The sequence below is a fragment of the Acidovorax delafieldii 2AN genome (assembly GCF_000175235.1).
Lineage (GTDB): Bacteria > Pseudomonadota > Gammaproteobacteria > Burkholderiales > Burkholderiaceae_C > Acidovorax > Acidovorax delafieldii_B.
This window is the reverse complement of record NZ_ACQT01000059.1, coordinates 1-19383: the sequence shown is the minus strand read 5'-3', so window position 1 is coordinate 19383 and position 19383 is coordinate 1. Positions and strand designations below refer to the sequence as shown.

Sequence of the window (19383 nt, the reverse complement as noted above, 5' to 3'; positions counted from 1 at the left end):
AGCAGCGCCAGCAGGCCGCTGGCCAACAGGATGTCAGGCGTCATCGTGGCCCGTCAGGCAAGTGGGCAAGGCCCCACCGTTGGCGCGGCGCAAAGGGCATGTTCTGGAGGCCGGCGCAAGATCCATGCACCGAGTTTAGGGCAAGCACGGCCTTTAAAGCGGGGCCGCGAAGGCACTGCAGCAACACCGCATGCGCGCTCTGCGCAGAGGGGGCCGGGTGGCATGCCGCCCGCACGGGCGCTGGGCAGGCGTCGGGGTGCGGCCCTGAGCCGTTGGCCTCAGTCCTGCACCCGGGCGGCCCCCGGGCGAGGGCCGGCCGCGCCGATCAGTCCTGTGGACAGCATGGTTCCGCACACGATGACCAGCCCGCATCCGACCATCCAGGGCGTGATGGTTTCGCCCAGGAGGGCCGTGCCGTAGGCCACCGCAAATACCGGCGCAAGAAAGGTCACCGCCAGCGCGCGGCTGGGGCCGGCGTGGGCAATGAGGCGGAAATACAGGATGTAGGCGATGCCCGTGCACAGCACCGCGATGGCCAGGATGGCGGCCCAGGCGCGTAAACCCGGCATTTGCGCCGGCCAGAACCACAGGGCGGGCAGCGCCAGACCAAGCGTGGCGCCGAGCTGGCTGCCCGTGGCCGTGGCCAGGGGCGGAATGCCCGTCAGGTAGCGGCGGGCAAAACTCGCAGCAAGGGCGTAGCAGGTCGATGCCATCAGGCACGCGGCGATTGCCCAGGCGGCCTGCCCCGACTTGAAGCCCGTGCCTGCGGGCGCCCGCCAGGCCAGCAGCGCCACGCCCACGAACCCCAGCGCCAGGCCAATCCAGCGCAGGCGGCTGATGCGGTCGCCCAGCCACAGCCAGGCCACGAGCGCGCCAAACAGCGGCACCGTGGCATTGAGGATGGACGTGAGTCCCGTTGCGATGTGCAGCACCGCCCAGGCGAACAATGCAAACGGAATGGCCGAGTTGATGATCCCGGCCAGCAGGATGGGCCGCCAGTGCCGCCGCAGCGCGGGCCATTGCCCCTGTCGCACCAGAAGGGGCCACAGGAACAACGTGGCCAGCGCCACCCGCAGCCCGGCGGTGGTCAGCGGCCCGAATTCGGCAGCGCCCAGCCGTGTGAACAGGAACGAGGCGCCCCACAGCGCCGACAAAAGCACGAATTCGCCCAGCCAGGCCGACACGGGTTGGGTGGAAGGCGCGTTCATGCCGGCACCCCCGCCCGGCGCAGGGTGGCGCCCTCGAGTTGCAGCAGGGCGCTTTTGCGCTCCAATCCTCCGGCGTAGCCCGTGAGGGAACCGTCCTTGCCCAGCACACGGTGGCAGGGCACCACCACGCTCACCGGGTTGCGCCCCACGGCGGCACCCACCGCGCGCACGGCTGCGGGGCGGCCTAGCTGCCGGCCCAGTGCACCGTAGCTGGTGGTGTGGCCACAGTCGATGGCCAGCAGGGCCCGCCACACGTCCTGCTGAAAAGGCGTGCCGCCCGTCAGGTCGAGCGGCAGCGAGAACCGGGTGCGCTCGCCGCGCAGGTACTGGTGCAGTTGCTCGATGGCCATGACGAGCACGGGGTGGTGCGGGTCGTGCGGCCAGGCACCGGGGCCCGACAGTTGCGGTGGCTGGTGGCGCTGACCGTCGAACCACAAGCCAGCCAGGCCTTGCGCCGAAGCTGCAAGCCGCACGGTGCCCAGGCGCGTCGAGGTGCAGGTTTGCACGGTGGAAGGATGAAATTGCATGGCAGAGGAATGTTAGATGAAAACCGTTTCTTGCGCTTGCGCGGTAAGCGCAAGCAGCTATTTAATCTGTAGCACGCATCGGCCTGCCATGGCGCTGGCCTGCCGCCTGCCAACCGCTGCGTGCGGATGGCCTTTCGCTGACCGCACGATCCGAAACTTTCTTCAGATGCGCCCTCAACCGCATCAGGGGCTGACTCTTGGCATTACCAAATGCGTGCCCTTGGTTGCCGGTTGCACAGCCCCTTGGCCCGAGCCTTCGGGCATCGCAGACGCTGGCGCAAGGGGCCGCAGCGCACGCGGCGACCGTGCCGGGCCGGCCCCGTTCCACCGCCAGCCTCAGCGCAGGAGCCCTGCCGGGCAATTCTCGATGGAGCAGGCCTTATCCACTGGCCCACGCGCGCACCACGGCATAACTGCGCCAGGGTTGCCAGGCCGCCGAGGCTGCGACAGCCGCTCGCGCCGGGTGGGGGAGCAACTGCACCCCCATGGCTTTGTGCAGCGCGACGTCGCCAGCGGGGAAGGCATCCGGCCAGCGCAGCACGCGCATGGCGATGTACTGCGCCGTCCAGTCGCCGATGCCGGGCAGCGCGCACAGCGCCGCGGTGGTGCTCTTCACGTCGGCACCGCCGTGCAGGGGCAGTCGGCCCGCATCCACGGCCTGGGCCAGGGCCAGGATGGCGGCCTGGCGCTGGCGGACGATGCCCAGTTGCCCCAGGGCTTCTGCGGGTGCCTGTGCCAGCACGGCAGGTGCGGGAAACAGCCGCCCAAGCCCGGGCCAGGGCGTGGCGATGGGTTCGCCGAAGCGTTCCACCAGCCGCTGGCCCAGCGTGCGCGCCGCTGCCACGGTGATCTGCTGCCCCAGAACCGCACGCACGGCCAGCTCAAATCCGTCAAAGGCGCCGGGCACCCGCAGACCGTCGCCTTCGGGGAAGGATGCGTGCAGCACCGCATTGATGGCGTCGGGGTCGGCGTCCAGGTCGAGCATGGCGCGCACACGCCGAATCACCTGCGGCAGCACCGGGTAGAGGCTGTCGCTGGTCTGCAGCAGCACCTGGTGGCGCGCGGGATCGAAGCGCGCATCCAGCCAGCCGCGGTGCTCCGCGGCCCCGGGGCCCAGGCCGCAAAGCCGCACGGTGCGGCGCAGGCACAGGCTGCTGCCGGGATCGACCCATTCCACGCCTTCGAACTGGCGGCGCGCAAAAAAGCCCAGCAATGCAGGCACGTCGAGGGGCGGCCGGTAGGCCAGCCGCAAGGTGGGGGCATCGGTTTGCCGTGGCCGGGCGCCGCCACGGCGCAACTGGGTCGGGTTCAATCCGTAATGGCCGGCAAAAGCCGCGTTGAAGCGGCGCACGCTCGAAAAACCGCTGGCCAAGGCCACCTGGGTGACGGGCATGGCCGTATCGGTCAGCAATTGCTTGGCCGTGAGAAGCCTGCGCGTCTGCAGGTATTGCAGCGGCGACACGCAAAGCGCCGCCTCGAAGATGCGGCGCAGATGCCGGTCGCTCACGCCCAGGCGGGCGGCCAGCCGCGCCACCGTGGCGGTGCGCCCGTCGCCCGCGTCCCATGTCTCGGGAGCGTCCAGCAGCCGCACCGCCTGCTGCACCAGGATGCCGCTGGCGTCCTGCACTGACCACACCAGCGCCTGCGGTGCCAGCTCAGGCCGGCAGCGCAGGCAGGGGCGAAAGCCCGCGCCCTCGGCCTGCGCGGCGAGCGCGAAGAAACGGCAATTCTCGCGGCGCGGCGTGCGCACCGCGCACACCGGGCGGCAATAGACGCCCGTGGAGGTGACGCCCGTGAAGAAGCGGCCGTCGAAACGCGCATCGCGGGCCAGCAGCGCACGGTAGCAGCCATCCGCGCTTGCCGCGTCAACCACGGTGCCGGCCGTGGTGGCTGAGGTTGCGGCGGAGGGCGGGGTGGGCGTTTTCATGGCGTTGATGATAGGCCGGCGCTGCCGCGGCGCTGGCCATTTTCGGACCCATGCCTGGGCCCACGGAGAGCAGGCCGGTAGGCCCCTACAATGCAGCGGACGTTCGACCCCTTGCTTCGAAAGACCCCTCCGTGCAACCCACACCCGCCATCTTCAAGGCCTACGACATCCGCGGCATCGTGCCCTCCACCCTGGACGAAGAAGTGGCTCTGGGCCTGGGCCGCGCCTTTGGAACCGCCGCCCGCGCGGAAGGCCAGACCACCGTGGCGGTGGGGCGCGACGGCCGATTGTCTGGCCCGGCCATCAGTGCCGCCCTGGTGCGCGGCTTGGTCGAGGCAGGCATCGAAGTGATCGACGTGGGCATGGTCACTACGCCACTGCTGTACTTCGCGGCCAGCACGCTGTGCGCCAGCGGCATCCAGGTGACGGGCAGCCACAACCCCCGCGACTACAACGGTTTCAAAATGGTGCTGAACGGCCGTGCCATCTATGGCGACGAAATCCAGGCCCTGCGCCGCACCATGGAGGCCGAAAGCTGGCAGCTTCTGCCCGGCGGCAGCGTGCGCAGCGTGGACGTGTTGCCCGCCTATGTGCAGCGCATCATGGGCGACGTGAAGCTGGCCCGCCCCATGAAGATAGTGGTCGATTGTGGCAACGGCATTGCGGGCGCATCGGCACCGGCCATCTTCCGGGCGCTGGGATGCGAGGTGGCCGAGCTGTTTTCCGAGGTGGACGGCAACTTTCCCCACCACCACCCCGACCCGAGCAAGCCCGAGAACCTGCGCGACCTCATCGCTGCGCTGCAGGCTGGCGATGCCGAACTGGGCCTGGCCTTCGATGGTGACGGCGACCGGCTGGGCATCGTCACGCGCGACGGCACCAACATCTTCCCTGACCGCCAGATGATGCTGTTTGCGCAGGATGTTTTGACCCGCGTGCCGGGCGCGCCCATCCTGTTCGACGTGAAATGCACCCAGCGTCTGGCGCCGGCCATTGCCGCGGCCGGCGGCCAGCCCCTCATGTACAAGACGGGCCATTCGCTCATCAAGGCCCGCATGAAAGAGGTCAATTCGCCACTGGGCGGCGAGATGAGCGGCCACATCTTCTTCAAGGAACGCTGGTTCGGCTTCGATGACGGCACCTACGCGGGCTGCCGCCTGCTGGAAATCCTGTCGCGCAGCGCCGACCCCGGAGCCGTGCTCAACGGCCTGCCCACCAGCTTCAGCACGCCCGAACTCAACGTGACCTGCGCCGAAGGCGAACCACACCAGTTGACGGCGCTGTTGCAGGCGCTGGCGGCCGATAGCTTCGCGGCGCCCGCGCAGATCAACACCATCGACGGCCTTCGCGTGGACTGGCCAGACGGCTTCGGCCTGATCCGCGCCAGCAACACCACCCCCGTGCTGGTGCTGCGCTTCGAGGGGCACACGCCCGAGGCGCTGGCGCGCATCGAGGCGGCCATGCTGGCCCTGCTGCACCGCGTGAAGCCCGACGCCCACGTGGGCAGCGCGGCGCACTGAAGTGAAGCTCCCCCCTGATTCGCTTCGCACCTTCCCGCCGCTCTTGCAGCGCTGCGCGCTGCGGACAGGGGGACGCAGCCAGCGCCTTCACGTTGTGATGGCGGCCTTTGCGCGGCTGCCCGCGCCTGGGCTGCGTCCGTTTCATCCGTTGCGGGTGGCATGTGGCATCCTGGATCGCTGAGATGTCCCTCGCCCGCGCCCTCTATTCCGCCCTGACCTGGGCCGCCCAGCCCCTGCTGCTGCGCAAGCTGCGGCGCCGCGCCGCGGCCGAGCCTGGCTATGGGCACGCGGTAGGCGAGCGCTTTGGCCGCTATGAGCAGCCCCTGGACAGCCTGATGCCGCACAGCAGCGCCGACCCGCTGGGCCGCTTTGTCTGGATCCACGCCGTATCGCTGGGCGAGACCCGGGCCGCGGCCCTGTTGTTGGCGGAACTGCGCCACCAGTTGCCGGGCATGCGCCTGCTGCTGACCCACGGAACGGCCACGGGCCGGGCCGAAGGCGAAAAGCTGCTGCACCCTGGCGATGTGCAGGTGTGGCAGCCCTGGGACACGCCGGGGGCCGTGCGCCGCTTTCTGGGCCAGTTCCGGCCGGCCATCGGCATCCTCATGGAAACCGAGGTCTGGCCCAATCTGGTGGCCGGCTGCCGGCGGCGCGGCATACCGCTGGTGCTGGCCAATGCCCGCCTCAATGCGCGGTCGCTGCGCAAGGCCTTGCGCGTGGGGGCGCTGGCCCGCCCGGCCTATGGCGGCCTGTCGGCCGTGTGGGCGCAAACCGACGCCGATGCCGTGCGCCTGCGCGCGCTGGGCGCACCGGTGCGCGGCATTTTCGGCAACCTCAAGTTCGATGTGGTGCCCGATGCCGAGCAGCTTGCCCGCGGGCGGGACTGGCGTGCCCACAGTGGCCGGCCGGTGGTCATGCTGGCCAGCAGCCGCGAAGGCGAAGAGGCCCTGTGGCTCGACGCTTTGAAGCAAAACCGGCATGAAGCGCTTGCCGGCGAAGCGCCTGGCGCTATCAATAATGAAGCATTCAGGCAACGCAGCGCGGTGCAATGGCTCATCGTTCCACGCCACCCCCAGCGCTTTGCCGAGGTGCAGCAGTTGCTGCAGGGCGCAGGCCTCACGGTATCGTGCCGCAGCCAGTGGGGAGAGGCGCCGGTGCCCGCCGACGTCTGGCTGGGCGACTCGCTGGGCGAGATGGCGCTGTACTACGGTCTGGCGGACGTGGCCCTGCTGGGCGGAAGCTTTGCCCCGCTGGGCGGGCAGAACCTGATCGAAGCCATCGCCTGTGGCTGCCCCGTGGTGCTGGGGCAGCACACCTTCAATTTTGCCGAAGCCGCCGCCCTGGCCTGTGAGCAGGGCGTGGCCCACCGCGTTGCCGACATGGGGCAGGGCGTGCAATACGCCTGCCAGCTGGTGACCAACGCGCCGGCGCTGGCCGCGTCCCGCGCTCTGACCCATGATTTCACGCAGCAACACCGCGGCGCCGCGCACTTGACCGCCGACGCCGTCGTGGGCCTGCTGGGCCTGCAGCCCCAGTGAACGCTCTGCGAGGGCTTCTGGCGGCAGTGGGGCGCGGCACGCCTGCTGATGCACCGCAAGAACCTTCTCGCCAGGGCCCCGGCACCCGGGCCGGATGAGCGCCGGGGCGCGCACAATGGCATGCAACGAAACCGGTGTGCGCGCCGGGGCAGGTGTCGGCGGAATGTCGCCTTTGGCACTCGGCTTTGTATCGATTTGATCGCAGCTGTGCCACAGTCGCACCCAACCACCCGCTCATCGCAGAGGGACTTCCCGAAGCCTTGCAAGACCCATGGACAAACACTACCTCACGCCGCTTTTCGCTCCTGCTTCCATCGCCGTGCTGGCAGGCAAAGCCGAAGACCCCGACAGCCTCACCTCGTATGCGCAAGCGCTGCACCCGGCCCTGCGCGCGCAGCGCTTTGCGGGCACCCTGCAGTTCGTGGACACCCACACCAGCGGCACGCTGGCCGACCTGGCCCAGCGGCGCTCCGACCTCGCCATCATCGCGTTACCCCCCGCCGAGGTTCCGGCCGCGCTGGAGGTGGCTGGGCGCATCGGTTGCCGCGCGGCGCTGGTGATGTCGAGCGGCATGGATGCAGACCAGGCCGCCAACCTCAAGAAGATTGCCCGCCGCGAGGGCGTGTACCTGCTGGGTCCCAACTCGCTAGGCTTCCAGCGGCCCCACCTGCAGCTCAACGCCAGCGCCGCGGGCCCGCTGGCGCGCGATGGCTCGCTGGCGCTGGTGTGCCAGTCGGGGGCGCTTACCGCGTCGATCCTGGACTGGGCCAGTAACAACGCCGTGGGCTTCTCGGCCGTGGTGTCGCTGGGGCCGAACACCGACGTGGACATTGCCCAGGTGCTCGATTTTTTGGCCCACGATGCGCGCACCCAGAGCATCGTGGTCTACATGGAAGGCATCTCCAACGCACGCCGCTTCATGAGTGCCCTGCGGTCGGCCGCCAATGCCAAGCCCGTGGTGGTGCTGAAGGCAGGGCGCAAGCCCGCCGGCAACGAGGCCGCCCAGACGCACAGCGGCACCATCGTGGGCAGCGACGACGTGTTCGACGCTGCGCTGCGCCGCGCGGGTGCGGTGCGCGTGCGCTCGTTCGTGGAACTGTTCTCTGCGGCCAAGTGCCTGGCCTCACGCTACCGGCCCGTGGGCAAGCGGCTGGCCATCGTCACCAACGGCGGCGGCCCCGGCGTGCTGGCGGCCGACTGGGTCAACGAGATCCTGCTCGACCTGGGCCGGCTGTCGCCCGAGTCGGCGCGCACGCTGGCACCGCAACTGCCTCCGCTGGCCTCGCTGGCCGATCTGATCGATCTGTCGGAAGATGCGGGCGCCGAGCATTTCCGCCTGGCCGTTGATGCGGCCAGCCACGACCGGCAGGTCGATGGTGTCCTGGTCATCTATTCGCCCAAGGTCGGCTCCGATGCCTGCGCCGTGGCGACGGCGGTGGCCGAGGTCAAGCGGCGCATGAGCAAGCCGTTATTGGCCTGCTGGATGGGCGATGCCTCGGTGGTTCCGGCGCGCGCCATCCTGCGCGAGGCGTCCATCCCGAGCTTTCGCACACCCGAAGCCGCCGTGGGGGCCTTCGGCAACATCGCATCGTTCTACCAGAATCAGCAGTTGCTGCAGCAGACGCCGCCCCCGCTATCGACGCTGGCCAAGCCCGACATCGAGGGTGCGCGCCTGGTCATCGAGAGCGTGCTGGCCGAGCGGCGCAAGGTGCTCACCGAGATGGAATCGAAGACGCTGCTGGCGGCGTTCCACATCCCCGTGACCAAGACAATTCTCGCTCGCAGCGCGCACGAGGCCATGATGATCGCCACGCAGATGGGCTTCCCTGTGGCGCTGAAGATCGATTCGCCCGATATCAGCCACAAGTCCGATGTCGGCGGCGTGGCCCTGAACATCCACAACGGCACCGGCGCCCGCGATGCCTACACCGACATGGTGCAGCGTGTGGCACGCCTGCAGCCCGATGCCCGCATCAACGGCGTGACGGTGCAGAACATGGCCCGTGCACGGCGCGGGCGCGAGATCTGCATCGGGCTCGTCACCGATGACCCTTTCGGCCCCGTGATCACGTTCGGGGCTGGGGGCACCATGATCGAGCTGATCGACGACCGGGCCATGGAACTGCCGCCCCTCAACCAGTTTCTGGCACGCCGGCTGATCGAGCGCTCGCGCGTGGCGGAAACGCTGGGCGAGTGGCGCGGCGCCAGTGCCGTGGACCGCGACGCGCTGGAGCAGGTGCTGCTGCGCGTTTCCGAAATGGTGTGCGCCTTGCCCCAGTTGCGCGAGATGGACATCAACCCGCTCATCGTGGACGAGAACGGTGCGGTGGCGGTGGATGCCCGCATCGCCATCGACCATGCAGCCAACACCTCGGGCGGGCGTGCCGACAGCTTCAGCCATCTGGCCATCCTGCCTTACCCCGCGCGCTACGAGCAGGTTTGGCCCATGCGTGGCGGCGGCGAATACCTCGTGCGGCCCATCCATCCCGACGATGCGCAGATGCTGCAGGCCCTGGTGCAGAACCTCTCGCCTGAAAGCCGCTATTTCCGCTTCATCTCGTCGATCGTGGAACTGCCGGCGTCGATGCTGGCGCGCTTCACGCTGATCGATTACGACCGCGAAATGGCGCTAGTGGCCGTGTTCCGCGAACGATCGGTGGATGCAGAAGGCAATATCACCGAAACCGAGCGCATCGTGGGGGTGTCGCGCTATGTCACCAACCCCGACCAGTCGAGCTGCGAGTTCGCCCTGGTCGTGGCCGACGATTTCAATGGCAAGGGCCTGGGCTCGCGCTTGATGTTGAGCATCATGGATGTGGCGCGCGAAAAGGGCCTGGCCGAGATCGACGGGCTGGTGCTGGCAAACAATCCCGGCATGCTCAAGCTCATGCGCAGCCTGGGCTTTGTGGTCAAGCCTTTCCCGGAAGACGCAGATTTCAAGCTCGTCTCGCACACGCTATAGCACGTGGCGAGCACCGCGCGGTGGGCCGTACCGCCGCGCAGTGCGCCACCTGCGGCGCTGTGACGCAGCGGGCAGGACCGGCTAGGGCTGGCGCAGCAGGCGGTTGATGGCGGCCACGTCGTCGTCGGTCAGGGTGCCGGCGGCCTGGCGCAGCTTGAGGTTGCCCAGCAGCACGTTGTAGCGGGCCTGCGCAAGATCGCGCTTGGTCTGGTAAAGCTGGCTCTGGGCATTGAGCACATCGATGTTGATGCGCACACCCACCTGGTAGCCCAGCTTGTTGGCATCGAGTGCGCTCTGGCTGGATGCCTCGGCCGCTTCGAGCGCCTGGACCTGACCCTGGCCCGACTGCACGCCAAAGAAGGCCGCGCGCGTCGCCTGCGCCACATTGCGGCGTGTGGTTTCAAGGTCGGCCAGGGCCTTTTCTTCCAGTGCCAGCGTTTCCTTGATGCGGTTTTGCACGGCGAATCCAGCGAAGAGCGGCAGATTCAACGCCACGCCCACGGAGGCATTGTTGGTGCGGCTGTTCGCACCGGGCACGGTGACAGTTCCGTTGGGATTGCGCTGGATGTTGTAGCCGGCCTGCAGATCGACCGTGGGCAGGTGGCCGGTGCCGGCCTTCTGGGTCTCCAGGCGGGCGATGTCCAGCGCAATCTGGGCCTGGCGTACACCGGGCTGCTGGTCCTGCGCCGTTTGCACCCAGGCCGCCACGTTATCGGGCTGCACCAGGGGCAATTGCACCGGCTGCACCAGGGGCAAGGGCTGCGCGCCGGTCACACCCACCAACTGGTCCAGCGCCAGCTTCTTCACGCGCAGGTCATTCTCGGCGGCGATCTCCTGGGCGATGACGAGGTCGTAGCGGGCCTGGGCCTCGCGTGAGTCGGTGACGGTAGAGGTTCCCACCTCGAAATTGCGCTTGGCGGCTGCCAGTTGCTCCGAAACGGCCACTTTTTGCGCCTGCACGAAGGTGAGTGTGTCCTGGGCGGCAAGCACATCGAAATATGCCTGGCTGACGCGCACCAGCAAGTCCTGCGTGGCGGCGTCGAGCTGGGCCCGTGCCACGTCGATGCCCCGTTGGCCTTGTTGAAAATTGATGCGGTTCGCAGGCCGGTAGAGAGGCTGCGAGGCGCTGATCCCGACATTCTGCGTGGTGGCGCTGAGATCGATCTTGGGCCGGGTGACTTCCGTGTTGGCGCGTGCCACGCCCGCGGACAGCCCCGCGCTGGGCAGCAGTCCCGCCCGTGCCTGCTCAGCGCGGCTGCCGGCGGCGTCGAGTTGCAACTTGGCGGCTTGCCATACCGTGTCATAGCCGCGCGCCTTCTCGATCAGCTCGGACAGACTCTGGGCGCGGGCAGGCGCACCGAAGGCGGCAGCAAGGGCCAGGGTCAGGTGAAGAAGGCGAAGCGGGGTCATGGAAATCCTTCAGGTGGGTTCTGCGCAGTCGGGAAATCGCGGCAAACGAAGTGGTTGGCCCATCAGTACCGTGGCACGCTCTGGTCGCATTCGCGCGACCAGGTGTCAATGCCGCCAGTGATATTCGCCACCGTTTCAAACCCCTGCTGCTCCAGGAAAACCGCCACGCGAAGACTGCGGACGCCGTGGTGGCACAGGCACGCCACGGGACGTGCGGGATCCAGTTCGGCCAGGCGGCGGGGCAACTCGCCCATGGGAATCGCCACCAGCTCGAATCCCTGAGAGCGCACGCTGGCGGTCTGCAGTTCCCACGGTTCACGCACGTCCAGCACCACGGGCTCGCCCTCGGCACTGGCCTGTTCGAACCAGGCAGACAGCAGGGCGGGGCGAACGTGGTCGATCATGCAGAAATCCTGGAAGCAGGGTCAGAACGAGAAGCCCGAGGGTTCGGCAAAACCGACCAGGCGCGGAGCGATGGTGTCCCAGGGTTGCGTGGTTTCAAAGCGGTCGCCGGCGCGGCGCACCAGTGTGAAACGCATGACCGGCTCCTGGCCCACGATGGCTGCCAGGCGGCCGCCTTCGCGCAGCATTGCCAGCAGGTTCTGCGGCACTTCGGCCACGGAGCCGCTGAGCACGATCACGTCGAACGGGCCTTCTGGCACTGCATCGCGGGAACCATCGGACACCCGTACGTGGGCATTGGCGATGCCGGCGCGCTGGAGGTTGTCGCGTGCCATTTCGGCGAGGGCCGGCACGATCTCGAGCGACACCACGTGCTCGGCGCGGTGGGCCAGCAGGGCCGCCATATAGCCAGAGCCCGCCCCGATTTCCAGCACGCGGTCGGTGGGCAGAAGGCGCAGGTCCTGCAGCATGCGCGCCTCGAGCCGTGGCTGCAGCATGCTGTGGCCCAGGCGCACGGCTTCTTCGGCGTCACCCAGCAAGGGAATCTCGATGTCCGAGAAGGCCAAGCTGCGGTAGGCGGCGGGCACGAAGTCTTCACGGCGCACCACGGCCAGCAAGTCCAGCACGTCGGCGTCCAGCACGTTCCAGGGGCGGATTTGCTGCTCGATCATGTTGTAGCGGGCCTGGGCAATGGGATCGCTGATGTTGGCGGACGTGTTCAGGGGCATGTTCATGGAATCTCTCCAGGGGAAGGCGGGTCAGGACAAACCTTCGATTTTAGGGTGCGCGGGCCGCGCCTGGCCGCGGCCCAGGCGAGCGAGGGCCCAGCGGGCGAAGTCGTCCATGTAGCAGTACACCACCGGAACCACCACCAGCGTCAGCAGCGACGAAGTGATCACCCCGCCGATCACGGCCTGGCCCATGGGTGCGCGCTGCTCCGAACCCTCGGACAACGCGAACGCCAGGGGCACCATGCCGAAGATCATGGCCAGCGTAGTCATGAGGATGGGGCGCAGCCGGACGCGGGCGGCCAGCAGCAGGGCTTCTGCGCGCGGCAGTCCCGCCACGGCACGGCCCGCCTCATCGATGTGTTCCTCACGGGCCCGGATCGCAAAGTCCACAAGGAGGATGGCGTTCTTGGTCACCAGGCCCATGAGCATCACCACGCCGATGATGGAAAACATCGACAGCGTGGAGCGGAACATCAGCAACGCCAGCACCACACCGATGAGCGTGAGCGGCAGTGAGGTCATGAGCGCCAGCGGCTGCAGAAAGCTCCTGAACTGGCTCGCCAGGATCATGTAGATGAAGACGATGGCCAGCACCAGTGCCGAGATGGCGTAGCCAAACGATTCGGCCATGTTCTTGGTGGACCCGCCAAACTGGTAGCGGTAGCCCGGCGGAAAGGCCAGGCTGTCGAGCGCCTTTTTGATGTCGTTCGACACTTCGCCCGCCGAGCGCTCGGCCACGTTGGCGGTGACGGCCACCTCGCGGGTCAGATCGCGCCGGTTGATCTGGTTGGCGCCGGTACTTTCGCTCACACGCGCCACCTGGTTCAGGCGCACGATGCGCGTGCCCCCATCCGCTGCCGACAGTGCGAAAGGCAGGCGCTCGAGGTCTTGCGGTGCGGTGCGCGCTTCGGGGGCCAGGCGCACGTTCACGTCGTAGGTCTGGTCGTCGGGCGCGCGCCAGTTGCCCACGGTGGTTCCGGCCACCAGCGTGCGCAGCGAGGTGGCGAGTTGGGCCACCGACACGCCGAGATCCGAGGCTGCATCGCGTTGCACATCGAGCGCAATCACGGGCTTGTCGGGCTTGGCGCTGGTGTCGAGATCCACCAGCCCAGGAACGCCGCGGATCTTGGCCGTAACGGCCTGCGTCAGGCGCTCCAGCTCCTGCAGATCAGGGCCTTGCAACGAGAACTCCACCTGCTTCTGGCCTCCCACGGGGTCAAGCAGGCCCACATGGGTGACGGTGATGCCTGGCACCTGACGAAGGCGTTCGCGCAGCACACCCGACATGGCGTCCACGCTGCGGCTGCGATCCTTGCGATCCACCAGGCGCACATAGACACTGGCGTACATCTTGCCTTGCGCACTGCCGGTGTTGATGGTGGACAGCGTGTAGCGCACCTCGGGAAACTCGCGCAGGATGGCTTCCACCTGGCGAGACTTCGCCTCGGTGGCCTCCAGCGACGAACCCACGGGGGTGTAGAAATTGACGGTGGTTTCCGAGAAGTCGGCCTTGGGCACGAATTCGGTGCCCAGCAGCGGCACCATGAAGACACTCAGCACGAAGATGGCGATTGCGATCAGCAGCGTGGCCAGCTTGTGCACCAGCGACCAGCGCAGAATGCCCTGGTACGCCTCGGCCAGGGCCTCGGTGGCATGGTCGAACCAGCCCGTGACGCGGCCCACGGTTCGGTCGTAGAAGGTGACGGGGCGGTTGCGCTCGCCATGGGCGTGGATGCTGGGGTCATGCCAGATGCTCGAGAGCATGGGGTCGAGCGTGAAGCTCACGAACATCGAGATCAGCACCGCCGCCACGATGGTGACCCCGAACTCGTGGAAGAACTTGCCAATGATGCCGCCCATGAATCCGATGGGCAAAAACACCGCCACGATCGACAGCGTGGTGGCGAGCACGGCCAGGCCGATCTCCTGAGTGCCGTCCAGGGCAGCTGCGTATGCGCCTTTGCCCATTTGCACATGGCGCACGATGTTCTCGCGCACCACGATGGCGTCGTCGATCAGCAAGCCCACGCACAGCGACAGGGCCATCAACGTGATCATGTTGATGGTGAACCCGAACATGTTCATGAACAGGAAGGTGCCGATCAGCGCGATGGGCAGGGTCAGGCCCGTGATGACCGTGGAGCGCCACGAGTTCAGGAACAGGAAAACGATCAGCACCGTGAGCAGTGCGCCCTCGATGAGGGTCTGGCGCACGTTGTTCACGGCCACGCGGATGGGGCGCGCGCTGTCGCCGATCGTCTCCAGGCGCACGCCGGGCGGCAGTTGCGCGCGCATCTCGGCCACGGCGGCGTTCAGCCCATCCACCACTTCGATGGTGTTCTCGCCCTGCGACTTCTGCACGGAAAGCAGCAGCGTGCGTTCGCCGTTGTAGAGGGCGAGGCTTTCCACTTCCTGTGCTCCGTCCTGCACGCGCGCCACCTGTTCCACGCGCACGGGGGCGCCGTTCTTGCGCGTGACGATGATGCGGCCAAAGTCCTCGGGCCGCTGCATGCGGGCATCGATCTGCACCACACGCTCCTGCGCCAGCGAGCGGATCGCGCCCACGGGTAAATCCTGGTTCTCGTTGCGCACGGCGGCCACCACTTGGTCGGGCGTCACACCAAAGGCTTCGAGTGCCTGCGGATTCAGGTAGATGTTGATCTCGCGCTTGGTGGCGCCCACGAGGTTGACGGCCCCCACGCCACGCACGTTTTCGAGGCGCTTTTTTAGGATCTGTTCGGCCCAGGTGGTGAGCTCCACGGCGGAATTCCGACCGCCCGAGGCGGCGCCAGCATCCGCAGGGCTGGCCGCTGCCGCAGAATCCGCGCCTTGGCGGCCCTTTACGGAAGCCTGTGCGTCGGGCAGCACCGCCAGCGACCATACCGGGCGGCTGGCGGGGTCAAAGCGCAGCACGCGCGGCTCTTTGACCTCGGTGCGCAGCGTGGGGCGAACGGTCGCCACCTTCTCGCGCACGTCCTCGGCGGCCCTGCGGCCGTCAATGTGGAGCTGGAATTCGATGATGACGACCGCGGTGCCCTCGTAGCTGCGCGAGGTGAGGGCGTTGACGCCGGCAATCGAGTTGACGCCTTCCTCGATCTTCTTGGTGACTTCGCTTTCGACGATCTCTGGCGACGCGCCCGGGTAATCCACCGTGACCACCACCACGGGGAAGTCGATGTCAGGGAACTGGTCCACCTTGAGCCGCTGGTACGAAAACAGGCCCAGCACCACGATGGCGAGCATCACCATGGTGGCGAACACCGGATTTTTCAGACTGACTCTGGTGAACCACATGGTGGGTCAGGGCTTTTGGGCCGGTGCAGGCGCGGTGGCGGCAGGCGGGCTCGGGGACACGGCCGGCGTGCCAGCGTCGCTGCGCACGAGGGAGCCCTCACGCAGCGAACCGATGCGCCCGGCCACCACCTGCGATCCTTCCGCGATGCCCTCGACCGCCACCAGCGTGTCCCCGGCCACGACGGCACGGACGCCTGTCTTCACCGGCGCATACACCACCCGGCCGTTCTGCACTGCCTGCACATAAGGCGCCGGGTGATCGGTGCGCACGGCGTCCAGCGGCAGGGTCAGCACGTCGGCGTGGCCCGTGTCGAGCGTGCCCTGCACGAAAAGTCCCTGGCGCAGCATGGAAGCCGCCGCCCCGGGCTCGATCGCAAGGTACACGGGAACGGTGCGGCTTCCTGCCTGGGCGCTGGGGCTGATGCGGGTGACCGTCGCCACGATGGGCGCCGACGCCCCTTCGACGCGCAGGCTGGCCTTCTGGCCCACCCGCACGGCCAGGGAATCGGCCGGGCTCAGCAGTGCCTCGAGTTCAAGGCGCGACAGGTCCACCACCTCGACGATCCGGGCGTCCACCGCGACGCGCTCGCCCGGCTGGGCCAGCCGCTGGGCCACCTGGCCGGTGATGGGGCTGCGCAGCACGGTGTCGTCAAGCGACTTGCGCACCACGTCGGCGGCCGCCACGGCAGCCTGGTAGGAGGACTGCGCCGCCTCCAGGCTGGCCCGCGATGTCGCAAGCGCGGTGGAGGAGATGAACCCCTGGTCCACCAGGGCGCGGTTGTTGTCGAACTGGCGCTGGCTGATGTCCACCTGCGCTTTCGATGCATCGGCCTGCTGCTGCGCCTGGCGCAGGCGCGCACGGGCTTCGGTGGCGTCGATGCGGGCGATCTCCTGGCCGGCGCGGACGCTGTCGCCTTCGCGCAGCACCAGGCCCTGTAGTTCACCGGCAATGCGTGCCTTCACCATGGCGGACTCGACGGCGCGCAACGACCCCGACAAGGGCACGCCCACGGCCAGCGTTTGCCGCCGCACGGTCACGATTTCATCCGGCGCCAGCGCCAGGGGCGCTTCCTTGCGTTGCCCCGCTTCAACCAGCGCCTTCTGCTGCGCCTGCCGCGCTGCCATGGCACGCCACACCCCGGTGCCCAGCAAAACGACGGCGATGGCCGCAGCCATCCAGGGGATCCAGCGCTTCATGTATCAGCCCGGTGGAGAAGAAGGGGAGGGTGGCCGCACAACCAGCCCTTGAAGGATGTTGTCGGCCTGCATGGCGATGTATTTTTCGGGCTCCAGGCCCAGCGCATCGGGCACGCAGGCGCCCATCGAGTGCTTCCAGAGCATGAGGAAGAGCATGGGCGCCAGCACCAGATAGATCGCATAGTCCATGTCGAGCGCCCGAAACTCACCCCGGTCCACGCCGCGTTGCAGGATGCAGCGGATGAGCATCTGGCCCGGGCGAATCACCTCGTGCTGATAGAACTGCGTGATCTCGGGGAAGTGGTGGGCTTCGCTGAGCATGAGCTTGGTGATGCCCGATGCCTTGGTGCGGCCGATGCGCTCCCACCACACCTTGTAGCAATAGCGCAGCAGTTCGCTGGTGCTGCCCTCGAAGGTGTCCACCTCCAGTGCCCATTCGGCAAAACGGCCGGCGATGTTCTCGCGCACCACCGCCTTGAACAGCTCTTCCTTGCTGGGGAAGTACAGAAACAGCGTTCCCTTGGACACGCCCGCGCGGGCGGCCACCTCGTCCACCCGTGTGGCGGCAAAGCCTTTTTCCACGAACAATTCCAGCGCTGCCTCCAGCAACTCGCCGGGACGTGCTTCCTTGCGGCGCTCGCGCTTGGCGGTGGTGGGGGAGGGATGTGCGGATGGGGGAATCATTTTTACTGACTGACTGGTTAGTAATGTAGCAACTGCCTACCGCAGCGTCAATTCATAATGCGGCGTTGCACACCCCAATTGGCAAGGACACGCGCATGACACACCAAACCATCACCTTGGCGGGCGGCTGCTTCTGGTGCACCGAAGCGGTCTTCGACCGCGTGCGCGGCATCACCGACGTGGAAAGCGGCTACAGCAACGGCCACGCGCTGCACCCCACCTACGAGCAGGTGTGTAGCGGCACGACCGGCCATGCCGAGGTGGTGCGCCTAGCCTTCGACCCCGCCGTGATCAGCGTGCGCGAAATCTTCGAGATCTTCTTTGCCACGCACGACCCCACCACGCTGAACCGCCAGGGCAACGACGTGGGTACGCAATACCGCAGCGGCATCTACTTCGAGAACCCCGAGCACGGCGATATTGCCAACGACATGATCCGACAGATGTCGCAAGACAAGCTGTTCGGCGCCCCCATCACCACCGAGGTCTGTCCGCTAGCCAATTACAGCGCCGCCGAGGATTACCACCAGGACTACTTCGCCCAGCACCCGGACCAGGGTTATTGCGCGTTCGTGGTGGGGCCCAAGGTCGAGAAGTTTCGCAAAACTTTCTCGCGCTATCTGAAGGCTTAGCCGGGACACTGCGCCCACTGGGGCAAGCGGGTGGCCCGTGGCTTGCCGGCGCAACGCCCGGCGGGTAGCCGCTGCGCGCCACCCCGGCCATCGGCAGCCGCAAGCGGCCTGCTGGCGTTGGCCCCAGAGGCAATGCGAGAGGCGCGGTGCAAGAGACGACGCGCAGCGGCAAAAGCCGCCGGAATCCAGTCATAATGCAATTCAATTGCGTTAAAAGCACTGCCAAGCCCACCACGGCCTCCATGTCCACAGAAACCCTTTTGCGCCCAACCCAGGCCACGCCCTGGCGACTGCCCGCTGGCATGCGTGCCACGCAGGCGACGCGCGCGCTCGCCCTGCTGTACGAGGCACGTCCCGATGCTGCCCTGTCGGAGGCCGAGGTCGAGGCCGCCCTCGCGGTGGCCGGGGTTTGCGTCAACCGCGTCACCGTGTACCGCCTGCTCGACCGCTTTGCAGCGGCCGGTCTTCTGCACAAGCGCGTGGATGCCGCCCGGGTGGCCCGTTACGCGCGGGCTCCGCAGGGGGGCGATGCCACCGCCGCGCACTTCGAGTGTGGTGACTGCCATCGGCAGTTTCGCCTGCCACAGGGCCCCGCGAGCGTCAGCGCTGCCCTGGCGCAGGTGCTGCAGTCATTGGCCTCTGCGGGCCATGAGGACCTGGCCGTGGACATTGCCGTGCGCGGGCGCTGCGCCGAATGTGCGCACCCTTCCGAGGGCGGTGCATGACGCGCTTTCTTGTCTACCCCGTCGATTTCGCTCCCGTCGTCCATCACGCGGGGCTCTGGTGCCGAAGCCCGCGAGGCGCCGCCCGTCGGATGGCTCTCTGCTCCGATGCGTGCCAGCAGTTCCGTGTGGGCTGCCATGCACCCGTGCAGGCGCGGCTGGTTCTTTCTCTCATCTCCCCGTGATCGGAAATCACCCATGAAACATCTGTTGGCTACCCTGGCATTGGCCTCTGTCGCGTTGGCCTCCGCCCTGGCGCACGCCCAGGCTCCAGGCGACAAGGAGACCCAGGAGGACATCACCCGCCACCGTGCCATGGCCGCAGCGCATGAGGCGGCCGCGAAATGCCTTGAATCCGGCAAGGGCCACGATGCCTGCCAGAAAGAACTGCAGGCCGCGTGCAAGAACCTCGCGATCGGCAAATACTGCGGCATGAAGCACAGCCACTGATGGACGGGACTGCAGGCCAAACAATGCAACGGAGGGGCATGCCCCGCCCGATGGCGTTGCCTGCCTGCATTTCACGCCTGCCGCTGTCCACGCTTGGGGGCATTGCTGTGCACGGCCGCAGCCGGCGTGCGACCGCACGACCCCGTTGGCACGCATTGCCCCGCACGGGGCCGGCCGCT

General features: G+C 67.6%; 15 protein-coding genes. 6 read left to right on the top strand and 9 right to left on the bottom strand.

The window, feature by feature from the left end; all coding sequences use genetic code 11:
• Nucleotides 1-278 precede the first annotated feature (278 nt).
• The 3 genes from ACDELDRAFT_RS10055 to ACDELDRAFT_RS10045 all read right to left on the bottom strand — a co-directional run bounded on the left by ACDELDRAFT_RS10055 (nt 279) and on the right by ACDELDRAFT_RS10045 (nt 3662).
• A complete protein-coding gene (locus tag ACDELDRAFT_RS10055) occupies nt 279-1208 on the bottom strand; it encodes a DMT family transporter (RefSeq protein ID WP_005796204.1) in 930 nt (309 codons plus the stop codon).
• Nucleotides 1205-1735: a methylated-DNA--[protein]-cysteine S-methyltransferase gene (locus ACDELDRAFT_RS10050; protein WP_005796202.1), complete on the bottom strand. Its 531-nt coding sequence runs from the start codon at nt 1733-1735 to the stop codon at nt 1205-1207. Before ACDELDRAFT_RS10050 ends, ACDELDRAFT_RS10055 begins: the two co-directional genes overlap by 4 nt.
• Before the next feature lie 379 nt (nt 1736-2114).
• Nucleotides 2115-3662 (bottom strand): DNA-3-methyladenine glycosylase 2 family protein, encoded by a 1548-nt coding sequence (locus tag ACDELDRAFT_RS10045; protein ID WP_005796200.1) that lies wholly within the window; start codon nt 3660-3662, stop codon nt 2115-2117.
• 131 nt (nt 3663-3793) lie between these two features.
• Here ACDELDRAFT_RS10045 and ACDELDRAFT_RS10040 point away from each other — a divergent pair, with 131 nt between their 5' ends.
• From ACDELDRAFT_RS10040 to ACDELDRAFT_RS10030, 3 genes are all read left to right on the top strand, one after another.
• Nucleotides 3794-5182, top strand: a complete 1389-nt coding sequence (locus ACDELDRAFT_RS10040; protein ID WP_040328702.1) for a phosphomannomutase/phosphoglucomutase — start codon at nt 3794-3796, stop codon at nt 5180-5182.
• Nucleotides 5183-5364: 182 nt separating this feature from the next.
• A complete protein-coding gene (locus tag ACDELDRAFT_RS10035) occupies nt 5365-6720 on the top strand; it encodes a 3-deoxy-D-manno-octulosonic acid transferase (RefSeq protein WP_005796196.1) in 1356 nt (451 codons plus the stop codon).
• Between the two features lie 271 nt (nt 6721-6991).
• A complete protein-coding gene (locus tag ACDELDRAFT_RS10030) occupies nt 6992-9682 on the top strand; it encodes a bifunctional acetate--CoA ligase family protein/GNAT family N-acetyltransferase (RefSeq protein ID WP_005796194.1) in 2691 nt (896 codons plus the stop codon).
• A gap of 81 nt (nt 9683-9763) precedes the next feature.
• Here the strand turns inward: ACDELDRAFT_RS10030 and ACDELDRAFT_RS10025 are convergent, their stop codons facing one another.
• From ACDELDRAFT_RS10025 to ACDELDRAFT_RS10000, 6 genes are all read right to left on the bottom strand, one after another.
• Nucleotides 9764-11092 (bottom strand): TolC family outer membrane protein, encoded by a 1329-nt coding sequence (locus ACDELDRAFT_RS10025; protein ID WP_005796192.1) that lies wholly within the window; start codon nt 11090-11092, stop codon nt 9764-9766.
• A gap of 62 nt (nt 11093-11154) precedes the next feature.
• Complete coding sequence (locus ACDELDRAFT_RS10020; RefSeq protein ID WP_005796190.1) at nt 11155-11496, bottom strand: rhodanese-like domain-containing protein; 342 nt, start codon at nt 11494-11496, stop codon at nt 11155-11157.
• 21 nt (nt 11497-11517) lie between these two features.
• Nucleotides 11518-12228, bottom strand: a complete 711-nt coding sequence (locus tag ACDELDRAFT_RS10015) for a protein-L-isoaspartate O-methyltransferase family protein (protein WP_005796188.1) — start codon at nt 12226-12228, stop codon at nt 11518-11520.
• Between the two features lie 24 nt (nt 12229-12252).
• Nucleotides 12253-15519 carry an efflux RND transporter permease subunit gene (locus tag ACDELDRAFT_RS10010; protein ID WP_005796187.1) on the bottom strand — a complete coding sequence of 1089 codons (3267 nt, stop codon included), beginning with the start codon at nt 15517-15519 and terminating at the stop codon, nt 12253-12255.
• A 6-nt stretch (nt 15520-15525) separates the two neighbouring features.
• The gene (locus ACDELDRAFT_RS10005; RefSeq protein WP_005796185.1) at nt 15526-16716 is read right to left on the bottom strand and encodes an efflux RND transporter periplasmic adaptor subunit; all 1191 of its coding nucleotides are present in this window, start codon (nt 16714-16716) and stop codon (nt 15526-15528) included.
• A gap of 3 nt (nt 16717-16719) precedes the next feature.
• Nucleotides 16720-17400 (bottom strand): TetR/AcrR family transcriptional regulator, encoded by a 681-nt coding sequence (locus ACDELDRAFT_RS10000; protein ID WP_005796183.1) that lies wholly within the window; start codon nt 17398-17400, stop codon nt 16720-16722.
• A 95-nt stretch (nt 17401-17495) separates the two neighbouring features.
• On the opposite strand from ACDELDRAFT_RS10000, the gene msrA reads away from it, so the two are divergent.
• The 3 genes from msrA (at nt 17496) to ACDELDRAFT_RS09985 (ending at nt 19204) form a co-directional block, all read left to right on the top strand.
• Nucleotides 17496-18032 (top strand): peptide-methionine (S)-S-oxide reductase MsrA, encoded by a 537-nt coding sequence (gene msrA, locus ACDELDRAFT_RS09995; RefSeq protein WP_005796180.1) that lies wholly within the window; start codon nt 17496-17498, stop codon nt 18030-18032.
• A 302-nt stretch (nt 18033-18334) separates the two neighbouring features.
• A complete protein-coding gene (locus tag ACDELDRAFT_RS09990) occupies nt 18335-18757 on the top strand; it encodes a Fur family transcriptional regulator (protein WP_040328704.1) in 423 nt (140 codons plus the stop codon).
• Between the two features lie 195 nt (nt 18758-18952).
• Nucleotides 18953-19204, top strand: a complete 252-nt coding sequence (locus ACDELDRAFT_RS09985; RefSeq protein WP_005796176.1) for a hypothetical protein — start codon at nt 18953-18955, stop codon at nt 19202-19204.
• Nucleotides 19205-19383: the final 179 nt, after the last annotated feature.

Bases quoted from the DNA above. Each gene is read 5' to 3' on its own strand.
- ACDELDRAFT_RS10055 (WP_005796204.1), bottom strand. From the start codon at position 1,208: ATGAACGCGCCTTCCACCCAACCCGTGTCGGCCTGGCTGGGCGAATTC.
- ACDELDRAFT_RS10050 (WP_005796202.1), bottom strand. From the start codon at position 1,735: ATGCAATTTCATCCTTCCACCGTGCAAACCTGCACCTCGACGCGCCTG.
- ACDELDRAFT_RS10045 (WP_005796200.1), bottom strand. From the start codon at position 3,662: ATGAAAACGCCCACCCCGCCCTCCGCCGCAACCTCAGCCACCACGGCC.
- ACDELDRAFT_RS10035 (WP_005796196.1), top strand. From the start codon at position 5,365: ATGTCCCTCGCCCGCGCCCTCTATTCCGCCCTGACCTGGGCCGCCCAG.
- ACDELDRAFT_RS10030 (WP_005796194.1), top strand. From the start codon at position 6,992: ATGGACAAACACTACCTCACGCCGCTTTTCGCTCCTGCTTCCATCGCC.
- ACDELDRAFT_RS10025 (WP_005796192.1), bottom strand. From the start codon at position 11,092: ATGACCCCGCTTCGCCTTCTTCACCTGACCCTGGCCCTTGCTGCCGCC.
- ACDELDRAFT_RS10020 (WP_005796190.1), bottom strand. From the start codon at position 11,496: ATGATCGACCACGTTCGCCCCGCCCTGCTGTCTGCCTGGTTCGAACAG.
- ACDELDRAFT_RS10015 (WP_005796188.1), bottom strand. From the start codon at position 12,228: ATGAACATGCCCCTGAACACGTCCGCCAACATCAGCGATCCCATTGCC.
- ACDELDRAFT_RS10010 (WP_005796187.1), bottom strand. From the start codon at position 15,519: ATGTGGTTCACCAGAGTCAGTCTGAAAAATCCGGTGTTCGCCACCATG.
- ACDELDRAFT_RS10005 (WP_005796185.1), bottom strand. From the start codon at position 16,716: ATGAAGCGCTGGATCCCCTGGATGGCTGCGGCCATCGCCGTCGTTTTG.
- ACDELDRAFT_RS10000 (WP_005796183.1), bottom strand. From the start codon at position 17,400: ATGATTCCCCCATCCGCACATCCCTCCCCCACCACCGCCAAGCGCGAG.
- msrA (WP_005796180.1), top strand. From the start codon at position 17,496: ATGACACACCAAACCATCACCTTGGCGGGCGGCTGCTTCTGGTGCACC.
- ACDELDRAFT_RS09990 (WP_040328704.1), top strand. From the start codon at position 18,335: ATGCGTGCCACGCAGGCGACGCGCGCGCTCGCCCTGCTGTACGAGGCA.
- ACDELDRAFT_RS09985 (WP_005796176.1), top strand. From the start codon at position 18,953: ATGAAACATCTGTTGGCTACCCTGGCATTGGCCTCTGTCGCGTTGGCC.